The organism is Amycolatopsis sp. NBC_01286 (assembly GCF_035982555.1).
Classification (GTDB): Bacteria; Actinomycetota; Actinomycetes; order Mycobacteriales; family Pseudonocardiaceae; genus Amycolatopsis.
This window is the reverse complement of record NZ_CP108428.1, coordinates 512,804-534,697: the sequence shown is the minus strand read 5'-3', so window position 1 is coordinate 534,697 and position 21,894 is coordinate 512,804. Positions and strand designations below refer to the sequence as shown.

Annotated in this window: 16 protein-coding genes and 2 tRNA genes; 11 read left to right on the top strand and 7 right to left on the bottom strand. The window is 70.6% G+C overall.

The genetic code is table 11. The features are described from left to right. Window positions 1–28 precede the first annotated feature (28 nt). Both OG570_RS02480 and OG570_RS02475 read right to left on the bottom strand, forming a co-directional pair. Entirely contained in the window at window positions 29–856 is an 828-nt protein-coding gene (locus OG570_RS02480; RefSeq protein WP_326955435.1) for a TIGR03620 family F420-dependent LLM class oxidoreductase, read from the bottom strand. Then, the gene (locus OG570_RS02475) at window positions 853–1,752 is read right to left on the bottom strand and encodes a TIGR03620 family F420-dependent LLM class oxidoreductase (protein WP_326946886.1); all 900 of its coding nucleotides are present in this window, start codon (window positions 1,750–1,752) and stop codon (window positions 853–855) included. The genes OG570_RS02480 and OG570_RS02475 overlap by 4 nt, the downstream gene beginning before the upstream one ends. An 86-nt stretch (window positions 1,753–1,838) precedes the next feature. On the opposite strand from OG570_RS02475, the gene OG570_RS02470 reads away from it, so the two are divergent. Together OG570_RS02470 and serA are read left to right on the top strand one after the other, a co-directional pair. Next, window positions 1,839–2,402: a TetR/AcrR family transcriptional regulator gene (locus OG570_RS02470; protein WP_326946887.1), complete on the top strand. Its 564-nt coding sequence runs from the start codon at window positions 1,839–1,841 to the stop codon at window positions 2,400–2,402. Window positions 2,403–2,527: 125 nt separating this feature from the next. Then, window positions 2,528–4,126 (top strand): phosphoglycerate dehydrogenase, encoded by a 1,599-nt coding sequence (gene serA / locus OG570_RS02465; RefSeq protein ID WP_326946888.1) that lies wholly within the window; start codon window positions 2,528–2,530, stop codon window positions 4,124–4,126. Window positions 4,127–4,173: 47 nt separating this feature from the next. On the opposite strand, the gene OG570_RS02460 is transcribed toward serA, so the two are convergent. Next, window positions 4,174–4,704 carry a barstar family protein gene (locus OG570_RS02460; RefSeq protein WP_326946889.1) on the bottom strand — a complete coding sequence of 177 codons (531 nt, stop codon included), beginning with the start codon at window positions 4,702–4,704 and terminating at the stop codon, window positions 4,174–4,176. Window positions 4,705–4,904: 200 nt separating this feature from the next. Between OG570_RS02460 and OG570_RS02455 the strand changes: the two genes are divergently transcribed. The 4 genes from OG570_RS02455 (at window position 4,905) to OG570_RS02440 (ending at window position 13,052) form a co-directional block, all read left to right on the top strand. Beyond that, entirely contained in the window at window positions 4,905–8,267 is a 3,363-nt protein-coding gene (locus OG570_RS02455) for a S8 family peptidase (protein WP_326955434.1), read from the top strand. Window positions 8,268–8,495: 228 nt separating this feature from the next. Further along, window positions 8,496–9,533, top strand: coding sequence for a 3-isopropylmalate dehydrogenase (locus OG570_RS02450; protein WP_247061922.1), 1,038 nt, complete (start codon window positions 8,496–8,498; stop codon window positions 9,531–9,533). Window positions 9,534–10,620: 1,087 nt separating this feature from the next. Next, complete coding sequence (gene cimA, locus OG570_RS02445; protein ID WP_326946891.1) at window positions 10,621–12,225, top strand: citramalate synthase; 1,605 nt, start codon at window positions 10,621–10,623, stop codon at window positions 12,223–12,225. Between the two features lie 56 nt (window positions 12,226–12,281). After that, the gene (locus OG570_RS02440) at window positions 12,282–13,052 is read left to right on the top strand and encodes a fumarylacetoacetate hydrolase family protein (protein ID WP_326955433.1); all 771 of its coding nucleotides are present in this window, start codon (window positions 12,282–12,284) and stop codon (window positions 13,050–13,052) included. Between the two features lie 70 nt (window positions 13,053–13,122). On the opposite strand, the gene OG570_RS02435 is transcribed toward OG570_RS02440, so the two are convergent. Continuing rightward, window positions 13,123–14,361, bottom strand: coding sequence for an FAD-dependent oxidoreductase (locus tag OG570_RS02435; protein ID WP_326955432.1), 1,239 nt, complete (start codon window positions 14,359–14,361; stop codon window positions 13,123–13,125). Between the two features lie 105 nt (window positions 14,362–14,466). Between OG570_RS02435 and gltX the strand changes: the two genes are divergently transcribed. The 4 genes from gltX to OG570_RS02415 all read left to right on the top strand — a co-directional run bounded on the left by gltX (window position 14,467) and on the right by OG570_RS02415 (window position 17,187). Beyond that, on the top strand, window positions 14,467–15,945 hold the full coding sequence (gltX, locus tag OG570_RS02430) for a glutamate--tRNA ligase (protein WP_326955431.1): 1,479 nt from the start codon (window positions 14,467–14,469) through the stop codon (window positions 15,943–15,945). 202 nt (window positions 15,946–16,147) lie between these two features. After that, complete coding sequence (locus tag OG570_RS02425) at window positions 16,148–16,882, top strand: HAD family hydrolase (RefSeq protein WP_247064033.1); 735 nt, start codon at window positions 16,148–16,150, stop codon at window positions 16,880–16,882. Window positions 16,883–16,941: 59 nt separating this feature from the next. Next, window positions 16,942–17,013: transfer RNA gene (locus tag OG570_RS02420), tRNA-Gln, on the top strand. Between the two features lie 101 nt (window positions 17,014–17,114). After that, a tRNA-Glu gene (locus OG570_RS02415) sits at window positions 17,115–17,187 on the top strand. Between the two features lie 305 nt (window positions 17,188–17,492). Here OG570_RS02415 and OG570_RS02410 read toward each other — a convergent pair. Both OG570_RS02410 and OG570_RS02405 read right to left on the bottom strand, forming a co-directional pair. Further along, window positions 17,493–18,959 (bottom strand): CHAP domain-containing protein, encoded by a 1,467-nt coding sequence (locus tag OG570_RS02410; protein ID WP_326955430.1) that lies wholly within the window; start codon window positions 18,957–18,959, stop codon window positions 17,493–17,495. A gap of 32 nt (window positions 18,960–18,991) precedes the next feature. Further along, entirely contained in the window at window positions 18,992–20,308 is a 1,317-nt protein-coding gene (locus OG570_RS02405; RefSeq protein ID WP_326955429.1) for a hypothetical protein, read from the bottom strand. Window positions 20,309–20,678: 370 nt separating this feature from the next. Between OG570_RS02405 and OG570_RS02400 the strand changes: the two genes are divergently transcribed. Beyond that, window positions 20,679–21,170, top strand: coding sequence for a TetR/AcrR family transcriptional regulator (locus tag OG570_RS02400; RefSeq protein WP_326955428.1), 492 nt, complete (start codon window positions 20,679–20,681; stop codon window positions 21,168–21,170). Window positions 21,171–21,188: 18 nt separating this feature from the next. Here the strand turns inward: OG570_RS02400 and OG570_RS02395 are convergent, their stop codons facing one another. After that, window positions 21,189–21,830: a TetR/AcrR family transcriptional regulator gene (locus OG570_RS02395; protein WP_326955427.1), complete on the bottom strand. Its 642-nt coding sequence runs from the start codon at window positions 21,828–21,830 to the stop codon at window positions 21,189–21,191. Between the last annotated feature and the right edge of the window lie 64 nt (window positions 21,831–21,894).

Genomic DNA, 21,894 nt, shown 5'->3' with positions numbered 1-21,894 from the left:
CTCACCGCGTCCCGCCAGCGTACCCCGGTCAGGGGATGAGTGTGGACAGCCGGCGGTAGGAGTCCTTGGTGCGGGCCAGGACCTGGACGCAGACGTGGTCGGCGCCGGCGTCGAGGTGGGCCCGGATCCGGTCGGTTACCCGCTGCTCGCCGCCGAAGGCGACCAGGGCTTCGACGAGGCGGTCGCTGCCGCCGTCGGCCAGGTCCTCGTCGGTGAAGCCGAGCCGGCGGAGGTTGGCCTGGTGGTGCGGGGCGAGCTTCACGTACGTGCCGACGTGCTCCCGGGCCGCTTCGCGGGCCGCCTCGGGAGACGCGTCCAGCACCACCGCCTGCTCGACGGCCAGGTACTTGCCCGGGCCGAGCCGTTCCCGCGCCACCGCCGTGTGCTCCGGCGGGACGAAGTACGGGTGGGCGCCGTCCGCCCGCTCGGCCGCCAGGTCGAGGGCGCGTGGGCCGAGCGCCGCGAGCAGCCGGCGCGGGCGGGGTGCCGGCGGTGGCAGCCCCGGCAGCTCGGCCGCGTCCATCCCGGCCAGGTACTCGCGCATCGCCGAAATCGGGCGCGCCCCGGGGAAGTGGCCGCCGAGCCCGACGGTGAACCGGCCCGGGTAGGCCTCGCCCAGCGCGCGCGTCGCCGCCTCCGCCGTGATCGGCGCCCGCCGGTCGAAGCGGGCGATCCCGGTGGCCACGGTGAGGCGCGAGGTCGCCGCCAGGATCAGCGCGGCCTGGGTGAACGCCTCGCGCCCGGCGTACTCGCCGAACCAGAGCGTGTCGAAGCCCAGTTCCTCGACTTCGGCGGCGGTCTCCCGCAGCTCGCCGATCGGGGCGTCCTCGAAGAACTGCCAGATCCCGACGTTCACCGGACCACCGCCGGCGCCAGCTCGGCCAGGATGTCCACAGTGGAGTCGAACGTGGCCGCGGACGGCGTCAGCAGCACGTGGTCCGCGCCCGCGTCGAGCAGCTCGTCGAGGCGTTTCGCGATGGTTCCCGCGTCACCCCACAGGACGAGGTCGTCGACGAACCGGTCGCTCGGGCCGTCGATGTCGGCTTCGGTGTAGCCGAGCCGTTTCCAGCCCGCGAGGTAGGCCTCGATGTGGTGCTCGCGCGAGAGCGCCACCCGCTTCCGGACGCTTTCGCGGGCGTCCTCGCGGGTGCCGAGCAGCACCGTCTGCTGCGGGATCAGCAGCTTGTCCGGCCCGAGGATCTCGCGGGCGTACGGCGTGTGGCTGACGGGCTGGGCGAACGGGTGCGCGCCGTCGGCGTGGTCGCGCGACAACGCCAGCATCTTCGGCCCGACGGCGGCCAGCACACGCGGAAACGCCACCGGGGACGGGTTTTCCGCGGCGATGGTGTCCATTTCGAACAGGTAGGCGCGCATCCGGTCCAGCGGCCGGTACGCCTCGCCGGCCTTCGCCGCCTGGAACGCGTGCCCGACGCCGACGCCGAGCACGAACCGGCCGGGATGCGCTTGGGCGAGCGTGGCGCCGCCCTTCTCGGCGGTCACCCCCGGCCGGGCCCAGAGGTTGGCGATGCCGGTGCCGAGCACGACGTCCGGCACCGACGCGAGCAGGTCGCCGAAGTGGGCGAACACCTCGCGCGAGCCGGGGCCTTCGCCGCTCCAGACCGAGCGGTAGCCGAGCTCGGCGAGCCGGCGGGTGGCCGCGCGCTCGACGTCCGGCGGCGGGGCCAGCGGGGCACTCGGCAGCCAGGCGCCGATGGCGCCGAGCCGGGCCCGGGTTTCTTCGATCAGGGTCATCCTCGTCCCTCCAGTAATATGAGGCTGCCTCCGGTTAATATACGGAGGCAGCCTCCGATTGGCTACCCGGTAAGCTCGGAAGGGCGATGACCGAAGTCAAGCCGATGCGCGCGGACGCCCGCCGCAACTACGAACGCCTCCTGGAGGAGGCGCAGCGCGCCTTCGCCGAACACGGCGTCGAGGCGTCGCTGGAGGACATCGCCCGCCGGGCCGGCGTCGGCATCGGCACGCTCTACCGGCACTTCCCGACCCGGGACGCCCTGCTCGAGACCCTCCTGCGGGCCCGGTTCGACGGCCAGGCCGAGCGGGCCCGCGAGCTGCTCACCGACCCGGCGCCCCTTGACGCGCTGCAGGCGTGGCTGCTCGGGCTCGGCGACACCACCGGCACCTTCCGAGGCTTGGCCGAGCTGACCGCCGACGCGCTCAACGACGAGACGTCCCGCTTGTACGCTTCGTGTCACGCCATGCGGGACGCGGCGTCCCAGCTGGTGGAACGTGCGAAGGCGGCGGGGGAGCTGCGCGCGGACGTCACCACGCACGAACTGCTTCTGTTGCTGCACGCGGCATCCTGGGCGGGGCCGCACCTGCCCGGCGAGGCGGGCATGCAGCGCCTGCTGGCTCTTGTTTTCGAGGGATTACGAGCGCGTTAACACCGTGGGAAGCCAGGACGTGCTCCTGCGCGTTAAACTCCCGCTCGACTGGCGCACAACGACGTGCTGAGACCGTCTGTAGACACAGAGCGTCCTGGAAATGACCAGATAGTGGGAGCCGCATCGTGAGCAAGCCCAGCAAACCCGTCGTCCTCATCGCGGAGAAGCTCGCCCCCTCCGTGCTGAGTGTGTTCGGTGACGAGGTGGAGGTCCGGCACGTCGACGGCACGGACCGATCCGCGCTGCTGGAGGCGGTGAAGAGCGCCGACGCGCTCCTGGTCCGGTCCGCGACCAAGGTCGACGCCGAGGTCTTCGCCGCCACGTCCCAGCTCAAGGTCGTCGCCCGGGCCGGGGTCGGCCTGGACAACGTCGAGGTGCCCGCCGCCACCGAGCGCGGTGTCCTCGTCGTGAACGCCCCGACGTCCAACATCGTCTCCGCCGCCGAGCACGCCGTAGCGCTGCTGCTGGCCGTCGCGCGCCGCATCCCGGCCGCCGACCAGAGCCTGCGCGGCGGCGAGTGGAAGCGCAGCTCGTTCTCCGGTGTCGAGCTGCAGGGCAAGATCGTCGGCGTGGTCGGCCTCGGCAAGATCGGCCAGCTGTTCGCGCAGCGCCTCGCCGCGTTCGACGCCAAGCTCATCGCGTACGACCCCTACGTCTCGGCCGCGCGCGCCGCGCAGCTGGGCATCGAGCTCGTCACCCTCGACGAGCTGCTGACCCGCGCCGACGCGATCTCCATCCACCTGCCGAAGACCCCGGAGACCAAGGGCCTCATCGACGCCGCCGCGCTGAAGAAGACCAAGCCGGGCGTCATCATCGTGAACGCCGCCCGCGGCGGGCTGATCGTCGAGCAGGACCTGGCCGACGCGCTGCGCTCGGGCCACGTCGGCGGTGCCGGCGTCGACGTCTTCGTCACCGAGCCGACCACGTCCAGCCCGCTGTTCGAGCTGGAGAACGTCGTCGTCACCCCGCACCTGGGCGCGTCCACGGCCGAGGCGCAGGACCGCGCGGGCACCGACGTCGCGAAGTCGACGCTGCTGGCCCTGCGCGGCGACTTCGTGCCGGACGCGGTGAACGTCTCCGGCGGCGGCACGGTCGGCGAGCACGTGCGCCCGTACCTATCGCTGGTGCAGAAGCTGGGCACGCTGCTCACCGCGCTCAACCCGAAGGCGCCGACGTCGGTCGAGGTCGTCGTCAAGGGCGAGCTGTCCAACGAAGACACCGGCGTGCTGCAGCTGGCCGCGCTGCGCGGGGTGTTCACCGGCGTGGTCGAGGACCAGGTCACGTTCGTCAACGCGCCGCAGCTGGCCGAGAAGCTCGGCGTCCAGGTGCAGCTGACCACGGAGTCGGAGAGCCCCAAGTTCCGCAACCTGGTCACCCTGCGCGCGGTGCACGCCGACGGCGCGACGCTGACGGTGTCCGGCTCGGTCACCGGCAAGGACGAGGCCGAGAAGCTCGTCGAGGTCAACGGCCGCGGGTTCGACCTGCGCGCCGAGGGCACCGTACTGCTGGTCGAGTACCCGGACCGCCCGGGCGTGATGGGCCGCGTCGGCACGCTGCTCGGCGAAGCCGGCATCAACATCGAGGCCGCGCAGATCAGCCAGACCACCGACGGCTCCGACGCCGTGATGCTGCTGCGCGTCGACCGCCACATCGATGCCCACCTGCTGGAGCCGATCGGCGCCGCGGTGGGCGCGCACACGATCCGCGCCGTCGACTTCAGCTGAGGTCTCCGGCCCTGAAGGCCCCTTCGCCGCATTCGGCGAGGGGGCCTTCAGGCGTTTCCGGGCCCTCGGTTCGCGTTCAGCCACTCGGCGCGATTCCAGCTCACGGACGAAGCGCCGACCGGTGCGAAGAGGATGTCCGGATCGTTGCTCTGCACCAGGACGACGAGCGGACGGCCGAACAGCATCGCGACCCGTGAGTGGCTCGCCAGGAGGTCCAGCACGATCTGGGCCGACCGCGGACTGCGCGCGGCGTACGCGTCGTAGCCGGTGAACACGATCGCGAGCCCGGCCGAGTCCGGCGACCACCCGTAGTCGCGGGCGATGACGTCACGCAGGCAGTCGTTGAGCGCGTCGAGGTTCTGCCCGTAGTAATCCGGGAAGTCGAGCGCCGCGGCGACGGCGGTGTGCATGTCGTGATCGGCCGTCCACTCGTGCGCACTCAGCCGGGTGACCTGGTAGCCGTGCTCCGCCAGCCAATCCGTCGTCTCGGTCAGCAGCCGCGGCCGCCAGAACAGTGTCACCGGACCGTTGCGCAGCAGACTGAACGCGAGGTCGTTCCGGGGCTCGTAGCGGTGCATGGCTGACGAGAGTATCGGCAATCACATTCACATAACGGACTTCTTTGCCTACCTAAGTAGGTGTTTTGGGGCATTAGGTTCTCCCCGCGAGGTTGAACCACGCGTCGTCGAGGGCACGGCGCGGTTGCCGTGCTTCACCGTCGGGGGTGCCAGGAGCGGCAGGCAGGTTCGGGTCCAGACCTCGAGTAAGGGGCCCACTCATGAGCAGATCCCGCTTACCCGCGCGCGCCACGACGGCGGCCTTCGCCGTCGTGCTGGCCGCCGCGCTCGGGGGGCCCGTCGCGAGCGCGGCAGACGCTCCGCTCGCCGACGGCGTCTCGCCGGCGAAGATCGACGACGCCAAGCTGCAGGGCAAGGTCGAGCCGCGTCTGGCCGCCGCGCAGGGCCGCGTCACCGCGTTCGTCGAGCTGGCCAAGAAGCCCGCCGTCGACGCGTTCACCGCCGCGCAGCCCCAGGGCAAGGAGTCCGCCAAGCGGGCGGCCCGCGCGGCCAAGGACGACACCGCCGCCGCCGTGAGCTCCGTGCTCGGCCAGCTGCGCACCGCCGGCGCCCAGCCCCAGACCGTCACCCAGACGGCCAACGCCGTCCCCGGCGTCGTCGTCACCGCCGACGCCGCGAAGCTGCGTGACGTCGCGAAGCGCGCCGACGTCGTCTCGGTGCGGACCGTCGTGCCGAAGACCCGGACCAACGCCAGCGCCGAGCAGCTGACCAACACGCTCGCCGCGTGGCAGCAGACCGGCAAGTTCGGCGACGGCGTCCGCGTCGGCGTCATCGACGACGGCATCGACTACACCCACGCCGACTTCGGCGGCCCCGGCACGCCGGCGGCCTACAAGAGCGTCGACAGCACCAAGCCGACCCCGCTGTTCCCGAGCGCCAAGGTCGTCGGCGGCACCGACCTCGTCGGCAACGACTACGACGCCGCGACGCCCGGCAAGACCACCCCGGCGCCGGACCCGAACCCGCTGGCCTGCGGTGAGCACGGCACGCACGTCGCCGGCACCATCGGCGGCTTCGGCGTCACCGCCGACGGCAAGACCTTCAAGGGCGACTACAAGAAGCTCGACGCCAAGAAGGTCGACGCGATGCAGATCGGCCCGGGCACGGCGCCGAAGTCGCTCCTCTACGCCATCAAGGTGTTCGGCTGCGCGGGCTCGACGAACGTCACCTCGCAGGCGCTCGACTGGGCGCTCGACCCGGACGGCGACGGCGACTTCACCGACCACCTCGACATCGTCAACCTGTCGCTGGGCTCCGACTTCGGCGCGCCGGACGACCCGGATTCGCTGTTCGTGCGCAAGCTCGCCGCGAACAACGTGCTCCCGGTGATCTCCGCGGGCAACGGCGGCGACATCAACGACATCGCCGGCTCGCCGGGCAACACGCCCGAGGCGCTGACCGTGGCCAGCACGCGGGACGCGGGTGTCCTGCGCGACGCCGCCGAGGTCACCGCGCCCGCCGCGGCCAAGGGCCAGAAGACCGGCCAGTACAGCCAGAGCTACGCCGGCTACGACACGCTGAACCTTATCGCTCCAGTCGTCGCGCTGTCCGCGGCGAACAACGCGGGCTGCGCGGCGTACTCCGCGGCGGACAAGGCGAAGGCGGCCGGCAAGTTCGTCTGGCTGGAGTGGGACGACAACGACTCGACCCGCGCGTGCGGTTCGGCCGTCCGGGCGAACAACGCCCAGGCCGCGGGAGCCAAGGGCGCGCTCCTGTCGTCCACTTTGGAGCACTTCAGCGCGGGCATCGCGGGCAACGCGGCGATCCCGATGTTCCAGTTCACCGGCTCCGCGACCGCGCCGCTGCGCGCGTCGCTGACCGCGGGCACGCTGCAGGTGCGCCTCTACGGCACCGGTCGCGCGTCGATCCAGACGTACGACAAGAAGATCGTCGACACCCCGAGCTCGTTCACCTCGCGCGGCACCCGCGGCCCGGCGCTCAAGCCGGACGTGGCCGCCCCCGGTGACACGATCACCTCGGCGTTCCGCGGCAGCGGCAACGGCCGGACCGTGCTGTCCGGCACGTCGATGGCCGCCCCGCACACCACGGGCATCACGGCGCTGGTCCGCCAGTCCCACCCGGACTGGTCGGTCGAGGAGGTCAAGGCCTCGGTCATCGACACCGCCGGCCACGACGTCACCGACGGCGCGGGCCACACCTTCGCGCCGCAGCGTGTCGGCAGCGGCCGGATCGACGCCAAGGCGGCGCTGGACAACCAGGTGCTCGCCTACGTCCAGGACGACCCGGGCGCGGTCAGCGTCAGCTTCGGGACGGTCGAAGCCGGTGGCCCGGTGACGCTGTCGAAGACGATCAAGATGGTCAACAAGGGCGTCACGGCGGCCGAGTACTCGGTGGCCTACCAGGCGGTCGACGCACTGCCGGGCGTCGAGTACACAGTGGACACGCCGACGGTCAAGCTCTCGCCGCGCGGCACCGCCAAGGTCAAGGTGACGCTGAAGATCACCGACCCGAAGGCCCTGCGCAAGGTCATGGACCCGACCATGCAGGCCGTCCAGGCCGGGCTCGCCCGCCAGTTCGTCGCGGACGCCTCCGGCCGCGTCGCCTTCACCCCGAAGAGCGGGGCCAAGGTGCCGCTGCGGGTCTCGGTCTACGCGGCGCCGAAGCCGGTCTCGGCGATCTCGACCCCGGCGTCGGTCAAGTTCGCCCCCGACGCCACCCAGGCCGTGCTGAACCTGAGCGGCAAGGGCGTCGACCAGGGCACCGGCGCGCAGCGCTACCGCTCGCTGATCAGCGTGCTCGAGCTGCAGGCGGAGTCCCCGCAGCTGCCCGAGTGCGACGCGGACGTGATCACCGACTGCACGGTGAACCGGACCGCCAAGGGCGGCGACCTCCGCTACATCGGCGCGGCTTCCACCGCTCCGCTGGCGAAGGCGCAGGGTGAGCCGGAGAACGCGATCCTCGCGTTCGGCCTGTCCACCTGGAGCGACTGGGCGAACATCGGCAGCAACACGTCGCCGTTCGTCGACATCGACACCACCGGGGACGGCGCGCCGGACTTCGAGACCTACGTGACCAAGGCGACGGCGACCGACGTCCTGATCGCGGTCACGGTCGCGCTGACCCCGGGCTTCCCGACCGTCGACATCCAGGCCGTCAACGGGCAGCTCGGCGACGTCGACACCAACGTGTTCGACACCAACGTGATCACGTTGCCGGTTTCGCTGGCCGCGCTGGGCATCGACGCGACCGCCGACACCCACCGCATCTCCTACACGGTGGGCGTCAGCGGCTTCTACGTCGCTCCGGGCACGACGAACGGGCTGATCGACTACGTCGGCACGCCGCTGTCGTTCGACGCGCTCGCGCCGGGCTACGCGGTCCAGGGTGGCGGCGACGCCGCGCTGGGCTACGTCGCCAAGCCGGGCACGGCGCTGGTCGTCACCCGGAACGCGTTGTCGGCCGCGGCCGACAACGCGCTCGGGCTGCTCGCCATCGAGCACCACAACGCCGCGGGGAACCGGGCGAACGTGGTCAAGGTGGACGCGGCCCAGGGTGCCCGGCCGGGGAATGACCGTCAGCCGATCGGGGCGGGCCGCCACTAGGGGGCCGGAAGATCGATCTGTGCAGGTTCAGGGGCGTCTCCGGCGGGTATCCGCCGGGGGCGCCCCACTGTTATTCACCCAATCGGGTGTCTCACCCTGCGGGAGGATGCGGCATAAGGGTGGTGCGGCTACGGCCATTTGTCTACGGCCGGTAACCTTCCGGCTGCTGGCGTTTTGTTGCGGTGGGCCATCGGTGCGTCCGGTGGCCTGGTCGACGGAGGTGTGTGGATGCGGCTCGCGGTGATCCCAGGAGACGGGATCGGGCCCGAGGTGGTCGCCGAGGCGTTGAAGGTGCTCGGTGAAGTGGCACCTACGGCGGAGATCACGAACTACGACCTCGGCGCCGCGCGATGGCACGCGACCGGTGAGCTGCTCCCGGAGTCGGTGCTGGGCGAGCTTCGCCAGCACGATGCCATGTTGCTGGGCGCGGTCGGCGATCCGACGGTGCCGAGCGGGATCCTGGAGCGCGGCCTGCTGCTGCGCCTGCGGTTCGAAATGGACCACCACGTCAACCTGCGCCCGGCGCGGCTGTACCCGGGTGTCCGGGGACCGCTGGCCGACGCCGGCGACGTCGACATGGTCGTCGTGCGCGAAGGCACCGAAGGCCCGTACGCGGGCACCGGTGGCCTGATCCGCAAGGACACCGAGCACGAGATCGCGACCGAGGTCAGCATCAACACGGCGTTCGGCGTCCGGCGGGTGGTCGCGGACGCGTTCAACCGCGCCGAGGCCCGGCCGCGCAAGCACCTCACGCTCGTGCACAAGACCAACGTGCTCTCGTTCGCCGGGTCGCTGTGGTCGCGGATCGTCGAAGAGGTCTCGCTGGAGCACCCGGAGGTGACGGTCGCCTACTCACACGTGGACGCGGCGACGATCCACCTGGTGACCGACCCGTCCCGGTTCGACGTCATCGTGACGGACAACCTGTTCGGCGACATCATCACGGACCTCGCGGCCGCGGTGACGGGCGGAATCGGCCTCGCGGCGAGCGGCAACCTGGACATGACCCGCCGCAACCCGAGCATGTTCGAGCCGGTCCACGGTTCGGCGCCGGACATCGCGGGCCAGGGCCTTGCCGACCCGACGGCCGCGGTGCTGTCGGTGGCACTGCTGCTGGACCACCTGGGCCAGAAGGAAGCCGCGCGCCGCATCGAGGCTTCGGTGGCATTTGATCTGGCGACCCGGGACCAGGCGTCGCCGGGTGCGACGACGGCGGTCGGTGACCGACTGGCGGCCCTCGTGTCGTCGAACGTGCGCACCGGCTGAGACTTGCCTGCTGCTTGACGGAGAGCCCCGCACCGCGATTCGGTGCGGGGCTCTTTCGTGTGTCTGTGTGTGGCGGTTGGTCCTTTCGCGCTTGCGTCGCGAGTGGGCCGCTGGTGCCGGTTTGGTCGCGAACGGGCCACTCGTGCGTAGGTGGCGTCACGAACGGGCCGCTCGCGTGCAGGGTTGGTGTCACGAACGGCCCTTTCGCGCGTCGGCGTCGCGAGTGGACCGCTGGTGCGGCTTCGGTCGCGAACGGCCCGTTCGCGCGCAGGTGGTGCGAACGGGCCCTTTCGCGCGCTGGTGCCGCGTGTGGGCCGCCGGTGCGGGTCTGGTGACGAACAGGCCGCTCATGCTCGGCGGGTAGCGCGAGTGGCCCGTTGGTGCGGCTTTGGTCGCGAGTGGGCCGCTCGTGCCCGGCTGGTTGCGCGAGTGGGCCGTTGGTGCTGTGTGTGGCCGCGCGAGTGGCCCGTCGGTGCGGGTTCGGTCGCGAACGGACCGTTCGCGCCGTGCTCAGTGGTGCGAACGGGTCGCCCGCGCGCAGGTGTCGTTGCGAACGGGCCTCTCGTGCGCAAGCAGTGCCGGGAACGGTCCGCTGGTGCGGGGCTCGCGGCGACCGGCCCGTTCGTGACGCCGGTGTGGCCGCGCGAGTGGCCCATTGGTGCGGCTTTGGTCGCGAGCGGGCCGCTCGTGCGGTGCTCGTACCGGGCATGGCGCCGGCCGGTCGCTGGTTGTCCACAGCGCTGCCGTGATGTGGACAACCCGGCCGTGGAACGGTCTTCCGGGCGGTTGTGTCCGCGGGCGCCGATAAACTGGATGCGGGGCCGGCCCCCTAGGGCGCGGCGGGGGATGTCCGCGCGCGGCGTTCCCGGATGGTGGGAGCTTGGCCCAGGTTGTGGACTTCCGTCGAAAGCCTGTGGCATGATGCGGCTGTGACCAGCTTCGCGATCATTATCATCGAGCGCGCCGGACGATAGCTCCACAAGAGCTCCCGGCGCGCAACCTCTCGCACCCTGCGGGAGGTTTTTTTGTTGCCTGAAACCGCTCGGAACCGCCCGAAACCGCCGCCATCGCATCGAGGAGACAGACCGTGACCCGCAAGGAGCCCGCCGATACCCCCCTCGGCGATGCCTTCCACCTCTACGACACGACCCTGCGCGACGGTGCGCAGCGTGAGGGCATCTCCTACTCCGTCCAGGACAAGCTGGCCGTCGCGCGGCTGCTGGACGAACTGGGCGTCGGGTTCATCGAAGGCGGCTGGCCGGGCGCGCTGCCCAAGGACACGGAATTCTTCGCCCGGGCCGCGAAAGGCGAGCTGCAGCTCAAGCACGCCGCGCTCGTCGCGTTCGGCTCGACCCGCAAGGCCGGCACCACCGCCGACGCCGATCCGCAGGTCCAGGCCCTGCTCGACAGTGAAGCGCCGGTCATCACGCTCGTCGCGAAATCCGATCTGCGGCACATCGAACGCGCCCTGCGGGTCGACGTCGACGAGGCCTGCGCCATGGTGCGCGACACCGTCGGGTTCCTCACGAAAGAAGGCCGGCGGGTCTTCCTCGACGCCGAACACTTCTTCGACGGCTACGCGCATTCCCCCGAAACCTCGCTGAGGATCCTCGACGCCGCGGGAAACGCGGGCGCCGACGTCCTCGTGCTCTGCGACACCAACGGCGGGCAACTGCCGCTGGGGCTCGCGGAAACCGTCCGGGAGGTCAAGGACAAGACCGGGTTCCGGCTCGGGATCCATTGTCAGGACGACACTTCCTGCGCCGTGGCGAACTCCGTCGCCGCGGTGCAGGCCGGCGTGACGCACGTCCAGTGCACCGCCAACGGTTACGGGGAGCGGGCCGGCAACGCCGACCTCTTCGCCGTGACGGGAAACCTGGTGACCAAGCTCGGCATGGACGTCCTCCCGACCGGAGGCGCCGCCGAACTCACCCGGGTCTCCCATGCCCTTGCCGAAATCGCCAACCTCGCCCCCTACTCCCACCAGGCTTACGTAGGGGCGTCGGCTTTCGCTCACAAGGCGGGACTGCACGCGAGCGCGATCAAGGTGGATCCGTTGTTGTACAACCACATCGATCCGTCTTCCGTCGGCAATGACATGCGGGTACTGGTCACCGAGATGGCCGGCAGGGCCAGCCTCGAGCTCAAGGGACGTGAGCTCGGGGTCGACCTTGCCGGCCGGCCCGAAGCGCTGACGAGCGCGCTCCGGAAGGTCAAGCGCCTCGAAGCCGAGGGCTGGTCCTTCGAAGCCGCCGACGCCTCCCTCGGACTCCTGCTGCGCGAGGAGGCCGACGTCCCGGTCGAGGCGCCGTTCGAGCTCGAGTCCTACCGCGTGGTGCTCGACCACCGCGCCGACGCCGAGGTCGTCTCCGAGGCGACGGTCAAGGTGCACGTCGGCGGCCAGCGCGTCATCGCCACCGCCGAGGGCATCGGCCCCGTCCACGCCCTCGACGCCGCGCTGCGCAAGGCCCTGAGCCCGCACCTGTCCTGGTTGGACAGTGTGGACCTGGCCGACTACAAGGTCCGGATCCTGCAGGGCCACCCCGGCACCGACGCCGTGACGCGCGTGCTGGTCGAGAGCACCGACGGCGAGCGCGAGTGGACCACGGTCGGGGTGCACGGGAACATCGTCGAGGCCAGCTGGCTGGCCCTGTGCGACGCGCTGGTGCACAAGAGCACGACCGTGGCCTGAGGCCGGCCACCCGGAACCCCCGAAGGCCGTGGGCGGCGCGCACGTAGACTGGCTGCGTGCGCCTAGCCCGTATTGCTCATCCCGGTGGTGTCGCGTTCGCTTCGGTCGAAGGGGACGGTGACGACGCCCAGGTCCTGGAGATCGCCGAGCACCCGTTCGGCCAGCCCAACTTCACCGGCAAGCGGTGGCCGCTGGCCGACGTCCGGCTGCTCGCGCCGATCCTGCCGTCCAAGGTGATCGCCGTCGGCCGCAACTACGCCAAGCACGCGGCCGAGCTCGGCAACGAGGTACCCACCTCGCCGATGCTGTTCATCAAGCCGTCGACCTCGGTCATCGGCCCGAACGCGGCCATCCGCCGCCCGTCCGGCGTCGGCCGCGTCGACTTCGAGGGCGAGCTGGCCATCGTGATCGGCCAGCCGGTGAAGAACGTGCCGGCCGCGCGCGCCGCGAGCGCCATCCTCGGCTACACCGTGGCCAACGACGTCAGCGCCCGCGACCTGCAGAAGTCCGACGGCCAGTGGGGCCGCGCCAAGGGCTACGACTCGTTCTGCCCGCTCGGGCCGTGGATCGAGACGTCCCTCGACGCGTCCGACCTGGCGCTGCGCTCGGAGGTCGACGGCGAGCTGAAGCAGGACGGCCGCACCTCCGACCTGGTGCACAAGATCCCCGAGCTGGTCGAGTTCATCTCCGGCGTGATGACGCTGCTGCCCGGCGACGTCATCCTCACCGGCACCCCGGAGGGCGTCGGCCCGATCGAGAGCGGCCAGAGCGTCTCGATCACCATCGACGGCATCGGCACCCTGACCAACCCGGTCGAGAGCATCTGACCGAAGTCCGTGAAGGCCTCCTTACCGGCGCTAAGAGCCGGGAAGGAGGCCTTCACGGCTTTCCGGCGCGCTACCGCTGCACCGGCTCCATCGGGCGGCGGGCGTACGCCGGGGCGTGCTCCGGCCGCAGGCCCAGACCCAGCAGCCGGGCCGGGACGTACGACAGCCGCGGGAACCGGGCGAACAGCTTGATCATCGCGGCCGGCGGGCCGTTGCGCTTGCCCGCCATGACCTGCCGGACCACGGTCCCGTGCAGCAGTCGCTGCAGCCCCTGCACCAGCAGCGTCGGCAGCAGCCGCCGGCCACGCACCTTCGCCAGGTCGGCCTCGCGCGGCCGGCCGCGCCGCAGCGGTTCGGCCAGCAGCGTCGCCGCCGCGACCGCGTCCTGCACCGCCAGGTTGATGCCGACGCCGCCGACCGGCGACATCGCGTGGGCCGCGTCGCCGATGCAGAGCAACCCGTCGACGTGCCACTTCTTCAGCAGGTTCATCCGCACGTCGAGGAACTTGACGTCGTCCATCGTCGTCAGCTCGGGCACCCGGTCGGCGAACCCGGGCAGGATCTGCCTGACGTTCTCCCGGAACGCCTCGATGCCCTGCTTACGCAGGTCGTCGCCCTTCGGGCCGAGGTAGGCGATCTGGAAGTAGCCCGGCCGGGGGAGCGGGATGGCGAAGCGGCGGTCCCGCATCTGCGGCAGGAGCATGCCGTCGACGTCGTCGGTGCCGCGGGAGAGCCGGAACCACCAGACGTCGAACGGGCAGTCGTACTCGCGCGGCACGAGCCCGGCCTCACGGCGGGCCAGCGACCACCGGCCGTCGGCGGCGATCACCAGGTCGGCGCGGATTTCCCCGGTCTCCCCGGCCACCGTGCGGTAGGTGACGCCGGCGACGCGGCCCTGCTCGCGGACGAGCCCGGTGCACTCGGTCTCCATCCGCTGGACGAACGTCGGCTCCTTGCGCGCGCTCTCGGCCAGCAGATCCAGGAAGTCCCACTGCGGCACCATCGCGACGTAGGGGTGCGCCACCTTCAGCCGGGTGAAGTCGGCCAGCTTCATCAGCTCGCCGTTCTCCTGCGGGAAGCCCGCCGAGCGCATCTCGCTGTGCGGCAGCGCGTCGAACTTCTCGCCGAGCCCCAGCTCGTCGAGCAGGGTCAGGGTCGACGGGTGGACCGTGTCGCCGCGGAAGTCCCGCAGGAAGTCGGCGTGCTTCTCCAGCACCGTCACCTCGACGCCGGCCCGGGCCAGCAGCAGTCCCGTGACCATCCCGGCCGGCCCGCCGCCGACCACGACGCACCCCGCGCGCTCGGTCATCTCCACCATCTCCCCGTCTATTTCATCGTCTGTTGAATAAGGCGAGGATGCACCCGCCCCGGTCCGTGCGTCAAGCGATGTGGCGACGGATACGCTGATCGGGCTATGAGTGAGACATCAGTGGTTCGCGCGCGTTTCTGTCCTTCGCCGACCGGCGCCCCGCACGTCGGGATGATCCGCACGGCGCTGTTCAACTGGGCCTTCGCCCGGCACCACCAGGGCAGCCTGGTGTTCCGGATCGAGGACACGGACGCGGCGCGCGACTCGCAGGAGTCCTACGAGCAGCTGCTCGAAGCGCTGCGCTGGATGGGCCTCGACTGGGACGAGGGCCCCGAGGTCGGCGGCGAGTACGGGCCGTACCGCCAGAGCGAGCGGCGCGCGACCTACGCCGACGTCGCCGCGAAGCTCCTCGAGGCGGGGGAGCTCTACGAGGCGTTCTCGACCAACGAAGAGGTCGAGGAGCGGCGCAAGGCGGCCGGCCTCGACCCGAAGCTGGGTTACGACAACTTCGACCGCGACCTCACCGACGAGCAGCGCGCCGCCTACCGCGCCGAGGGCCGCGCGCCGGTGCTGCGGCTGCGCATGCCGGACACCGACCTCGGCTGGACCGACCTGGTCCGCGGCGACATCACCTTCCCGGCGAACACGATCCCGGACCCGGTGCTGGTGCGCGCGAACGGCGACCCGCTCTACACGCTGACCAACCCGGTCGACGACGCGCTGATGAAGATCACGCACGTGCTGCGCGGTGAGGACCTGCTGCCCTCGACCCCGCGGCAGATCGCGCTGTACTCGGCGCTGGAGCGCGTCGGCGTGGCGGAATTCACGCCGCGGTTCGGCCATTTGCCGTACGTGATGGGCGAGGGCAACAAGAAACTGTCCAAACGCGACCCTTCGTCGAATCTCTTCAACCTCCGCGACCGCGGTTTCATCCGCGAGGGGCTGCTGAACTACCTGGCCCTGCTCGGCTGGTCCATCGCGGACGACCGCGACGTGTTCTCCCCCGAGGAGCTGATCGCCGCCTTCGACGTCACGAAGGTCAGCGCCAACCCGGCGCGCTTCGACGTCAAGAAGGCCGAAGCCATCAACGGCCAGCACGTCCGGGCCTTGCCGGCGGCCGAGTTCGTGAGCCGGGTGACGCCTTACCTCGTCACGGCGGGCGTCCTGCCGGACTCGCCCAGCGACGAGCAGGTCGCGCGGCTGAACGCGATCGCGCCGCTCGTCCAGGAGCGCGTGACGCTTCTCGCGGACGCGTCTCCGATGGTGCGCTTCCTGTTCGCGGACGAGGAGACCTTCGCGCCGGAGGAGGACGCGGCGGCGAAGAACCTCGGCGAGCCCGCGCGGCCGGTGCTCGAAGCCGCGCTGTCGGCGCTCGAAGCGCTGCCGTCGTGGGAGACCGCGGCCATCGAGCAGGCGCTGAAGGACGCGCTTGTGGACGGTCTGGGTCTCAAGCCCCGCAAGGCTTTCGCGCCCGTCCGGGTCGCCATCACCGGCCGGACCGTTTCCCCGCCGCTGTACGAATCGATGGAGCTGCTCGGCCGCGACGTCTCATTGGGACGCCTGCGCCGCGCAATGGTCGGATAACCGAAAGAAGACGGTTCGCCAACTGGGAGTAGAGCGACCACGCCGGAACAGGCGAGCGGCAATCACCTCTTTGGCAGCGTCGCGAACGCTGCCGTTGCCCTAGCCTCACTGGGTGGATTTCGCTTTGGCACCCCGGACCCCGTCGCGAACCGCCCCCGCCGAGGCGGCGCCCGAGCCCTGGGCGCCGCCGACGCTCCGGCTGGTGTGCCTGGACATCGACGACACCCTCATCGACTGCACCGCCGCGATCCGCCGCAGCCTCCACATTCTCACCGGCCGGGGTGATCTCTGGCCGTTGTGGGACCTGATCACCGAAGAGCACGTCGCGCTCGTCGTCGCGGGGGAGATCGACTACGCGACCATGCACCAGCGCCGCACGGACTGTTTCCTGGCGGAGCTCGGCATCCTCGCCGACGACGAGCAGGTGCGGTCGTTCGAACGCCGCCGCCGCGAGCTGCTCGACACGTCGTGGCAGCTGTTCGACGACGTCCTCGAGTGCCTGGAGTGGCTGCGCGCCGCCGGTCTCGTCCTGGCCGCCGTGACGAACGCGTCAGGTGTCCACCAGCGCAAGAAAATCGCCGATCTCGGCCTGGCGCCGTTCTTCGATCACGTCGCCATCGCCGGCGAGCTGGGGGTGGCGAAACCCGATCCGGTGATGTTCCACACGGTCTGCCTCGGCCTGGGCTGCGCACCCGCCCAGGCCGTGCACGTCGGGGACAAACTCGACACGGACGCGATCGGCGCCCGCGACGCCGGCCTCGGCGCGGTCTGGCTGGACCGCGACGGCATCGGCGAGCGCGCCCCCGAGGGCGTCCACACGGTAGCCGGCCTCGCCGAGCTGCCTGAGCTGCTGGTTTCGGAGTACGCGACGATCGGCGTCCCCGCTCAGCGCCGCAGTGACACCCCCGCGTTCACCGTCCGGAACGGCGTGCTCTAGTATTTCCTCTCGTGCGGTGCTGAGCCAGACCGGTAGTTCAGGTCGGCAAAGTACCTCACTGGGGTATGGTGTAATTGGCAGCACGACTGGTTCTGGTCCAGTTAGTCTAGGTTCGAGTCCTGGTACCCCAGCTGCGGAGAGTGACCCCCCTGCAGAGCGAGAAATCGCCTCTGGTAAGTTCTCTCCAGCAAGAAAAATAGAAAAGCCCCTGGGAGACCAGGGAAGTTCCTAAGCCCCCGTCGTCTAGCGGCCTAGGACGCCGGCCTCTCACGCCGGTAGCGTGGGTTCGAATCCCATCGGGGGTACAAACAGCTACCACGCAAGCCTCGTTGACCATTGGTCAACGAGGCTTTTTGCGTGGTGGACATCTTCGTGTCGGAGATCTCTTTCCGCGGCTTGTGCTGTTTCCGGAAGTCGACCGGCGCCTCCAGCCGTTGTAGCTCCACCGAAGTCCCTGTGTGAACGGGCCTTCGAGATCGCCTTCGTGTCGCGGGGCCTTCTCGTGGCGTGCCCACCCTGCGGCTCGCTCACGCCTGGTGACGCGGCTTGGGGCTCCTGACACCACTGGTGTCAGGAGCCCCAAGCCGTGAAGAACGATCCTTTCGGTGGGTCAGGCGAGCGTTTCCAGGTGCATGGACCGATCGGGCATTCCGGTGACCGCGATGGACAGCACCTTGCCGCCGCCGTCGGAGATGGTCGGGGCGGCCCAGCTGCCGTCGGCGTTGCGGATGTGGTCGAAGGCCTTGCCGCCGGTCAACGTCTCCAGGTGCATCGAGCCGTCGACCATGCCGGTGATCGCGATCTGCTGCACCGTGCCGCCGTTGTCGGAGACGGCCGCGCCGGTCCAGTTTCCGTTGGGCAGGCGGACGTTGTCGAAGACGCGGCCGCCGGTCAGGGTCTCCAGGTGCATGGACCCGTCGGGGAGGCCGGCCACGGCGATCTGCTGGACCCTGCCGCCGCCGTCGGAGATGGCGGCGCCGCTCCAGCTGCCGTCCGGCCCGAGCACGTTGTCCCAGACGACGCCACCGCTGAGCGTCTCCAGGTGCATCGACCCGTCGGGCAACGCGGCGACCGCGATCTGCGAAACGGTGCCGCCGGTGTCGGACGCCGTCAGGGCGGTCCAGCTGCCGTCGGCCAGGCGGACGTGGTCGAAGACCTTCCCGCCCGTCAGCGTCTCCACGTGCATCGAGCCGTTGGGCATGCCGGCCACGGCGATCTGCTGGACGGTGCCGCCGCCGTCGGAGATCGCCGCGCCGCTCCAGCTGCCGTCGGGCTTGCGTTCGTTGTCCCAGACGACACCGCCGCTGAGCGTCTCCAGGTGCATCGACCCGTTGGGCAGCGTGGCGACCGCCATCTGGGAGACGTGGCCGCTGCCGTCGGCGACACCCGGGCCGCTCCAGTTGCTGGTGCTGTCGAGGACGTTGTCGAACACCTTGCCGGTGGTCGGTCCGCCGCCGGACACGCCCGGCGGGCTGACGTAACCCGAGATGGGCCAGCTGTTGCCCCCGGAGACCGCGGTGATCGGGTTGATCGTTTCCTGGACGACGTGGTTCTGCGCCGCGCTGCTGCCGCCGTAGTCGCCGTTGACGGTGGTGATCGTGCCGTTCGAGTTGACCGAGTAGACGATGCCGACGTGCCCGCCGACGCCCGCGTTGGGCGCGCCGAACACGACCAGGTCACCGGGGGCCGGGTTGCCCATGGTGCCGTTCGCCCGCGGCTTCCACACGCCGTTCTGCATGCCCCAGCCGCCGACGCTCGTGGCCACCCACAGGTTCGGGCTCGGGTTGACGCCGGCGCCTCGCCAGATCCAGCCGGCGAAAACCGCGCACCAGAAATCGGCGCAGGCCGACTTGCCGCCGGCATCGGCGAATCCGCCGCAGCCCTGGCCCACCTTGGAGTGGGCGAGATCGGCGATCGCCTGGCGGGTGACCGTGGCCGTGGTCCGCGGTGCGGCTACCGCGGGTGCTGTTGTGGTGGAAGCGTTTGCGGGCAGTCCTGCGGCGGACATCGCGACCGCGACACAGGCGATCACGACCAGCGCCGACCGTCTCGCCCGGCCCTTTGTGTTGGTGAACAACGTATTCTCCTCGTGTTCGTGACGCGGTTCGGTCAGACGAGCGTTTCGAGGTGCATGGACCGATCGGGCATTCCGGTGACGGCGATGAAGAAGACCTTGCCGCCGCCGTCGGAAATGCTCGGCGCGGCCCAGCTGCCGTCGGGGTTGCGGATGTGGTCGAAAACCTTGCCCCCGGTCAGGGTTTCCAGGTGCAGGGAGCCGTCGACCATGCCGGTGATCGCGATCTGCTGCACCGTGCCGCCGTTGTCGGACACGGCCGGGCCGGTCCAGTTCCCGTTGGGCAGGCGGACGTTGTCGAACACCCGGCCGCCGGTCAGCGTCTCGAGGTGCATCGAGCCGTCGGGCAGGCCGGCCACGGCGATCTGCTGCACGGTGCCGCCGCCGTCGGAGACGGCCGCGCCGCTCCAGCTGCCGTCGGGCCGCAGGACGTTGTCGAAGACTCGGCCGCCGTTGAGGGTCTCGAGGTGCATCGAGCCGTCGGGCAACGCGGCGATCGCGATCTGGGAGACCGAGCCGCCGCCGTCGGCGAGGGTTACGGCGTCCCAGCTGCCGTCGGCGCGGCGGACGTGGTCGAAGACCTTGCCGCCGGTCAGGGTTTCCAGGTGCATGGACCCGTTGGGCAGGCCGGCGACGGCGATCTGCTGGACGGTGCCGCCGCCGTCGGAGATGGCCGCCCCGCTCCAGCTGCCGTCGGGGTTGCGGACGTTGTCGAAGACCAAGCCACCGCTGAGGGTTTCCAGGTGCATGGAGCCGTTGGGCAGCGCGGCGACGGCGATCTGCGAGACGCTGCCGCCGCCGTCGGACACGCCCGCGCCGCTCCAGGCGCCGTTGCCGTCGAGGACGTTGTCGAACACCTTGCCGGTGCGGTGCGCGGGCGGCGTCGACCCGAGCCGGTCGATCGCCGCCTGCGCCACGCTTTCGTGGCTGAGGTAGGCACCGGAGTTGTAGGTGGTCCAGGGCGCCCAGTTCGTTCCGCCGTTGGAGATGGACCAGGCGGCGCCGGCGTTGCACTGGGCGTCGAGCAGGCAGGACACGGCGATGCCGTGGACGCTGTTGATCTGCCACAGCCCGTAGTCCGTCGAACCGTTCGAGTTGTGGGCCTGGGCGCTGGGGTTGCAGCCGGATTCGGCGAGGGCCACGGAAACCGCGACGAGCAGGTTGTGCCCGGAGAAGCCGGCGTTCACCGCGGCCTGCGCGCAGAGATCCGCTCCGACGGCGGCCGCGACTCTCGGCGATGCGGCGAGCGTCCCCTGTCCTTCCGTGTTCGGCGCGACCGGATCGGGGCCGGTCGACGCGGAGGCCACGCCGCCACTGGTGAGTGCCGCGGCGACCGCGGTCACGAGCACCACTTGCCGGGACCACGCGTATCTTCGTGCCCTGCGAACAGAATTCTTCACCAGAGTTCCTCATTTCGGTTTCTCGATGGCGGTGCCATCAGGGGATGTGGAGCTGCCGGCGAGGGTCGGCGGCAGCAGAAGGCGCCGCCGAGCGTCATTGCGGCTCGTCGGCCTTGGGCTGGTTGCAGCACTGTTTCGTATGCGGGAGAAGCGATCCCGTGACTTCGCCGGCGATGACGTCCGGACCGGAAGGCGAGCGCTGGGCCCGCACCCTGGATCAGCCGGTCGGCTTGGTCATGGTCCTGACCATAGCCGAGATTTATCCACATGGTCAATCCATACGGATAAATCATTTGGTTAAGCGGGTGGGTACACTCCGGCCATGGGTAACCGAGAGGACTTGCTGGCCGGGGCCAAGCAGTGCCTGGTCGAACGCGGCTGGGCGCGGACCACCGTGCGGGACATCGCCGCGGCCGCCGGGGTCAACCACGCGGCCATCGGCTACCACTTCGGGTCCCGGGACGCGCTGCTCACTCAGGCGCTGGTGGAAGCGGTGGACGAACTCGGCGTCGAACTCGCCGACCGCGCCACGGCCGACACCCCGGAGCAGGGCTGGCAGGTCCTGATCGACACCTTCACCACCCATCGGGCGCTGTGGGTCGCCCAGGTCGAGGCCCTCGTGCAAGCCGAACGGTCCCCCGAAGTCCGCGAGCACCTCGCCCGTGGGCAGCAAAAGGGCCGGGGCGCACTCGGCGGCTCGGTGCCGCTCGCGTTGATGACCGGCCTCATGCTGCAGTGGCTGGTGGATCCCGAGCGCGCACCCTCCGGCGAGGACGTGGTCGCCGAACTCCGTTCCCTCAGTGCAAAGCTCTGACCACGCCGGAGCGGTGGGTCAGCGACGTTCGCGGAGCAGCCCGGTGTCGCCGAGGGCGATGCGGACGTCGCGGACGAAGCCGGTGGTGTCGTCGAGCCCGAATGCCGTGTACTGCAGGACAAATCCGTGCAGCACGGCCATGACCACGCGCGCTCCGCGGTCGGGGTCCAGTTCGGCCGGGACGCTGCCCGCCCGCTGGCCGGCGCGGAGGGCGTCCGCGATCCGTCCGCGCACGCCCTCGAAGCCCGCTTCGGCCTGCTGTCGCAACCCTTCGTGGCGTAGCAGCTCGCCCCAGGCCTGGACGGCGCAGCGCAGCAACTCGTCGACCGGGACGGCTTGGCCCGCCTCGTCGACGGCGATCTCGCCGCTCACCGGATCGATCGCCGCCGCGACCAGGTCGGCGAGCGTCACGTCGCCGGCCGCGTCGACGAACTGCTCGACGGGGTCGAACATCACCCGGAAGGCGTCGCCGGCGATCTCGAGGATGATCTCCTCCTTGCCGGCGAAGTAGCGGTACGGGGCGCCGACCGACACGCCCGCTTCGGCGGCGATGTCCGGCATCGACGTCTGGTGGAAGCCGTCGCGCGAGAAGCAGCGACGGGCCGCCGCCACGATCTGCGACCGGTTCGCCGCCCGGCGCTCGGCGGTGATGCGGGGCACGGCTCACCTCCTTCCGTGAATGACCATTCGCCTTGACGATAGCAGGGCGCGCGCGGCATCATCA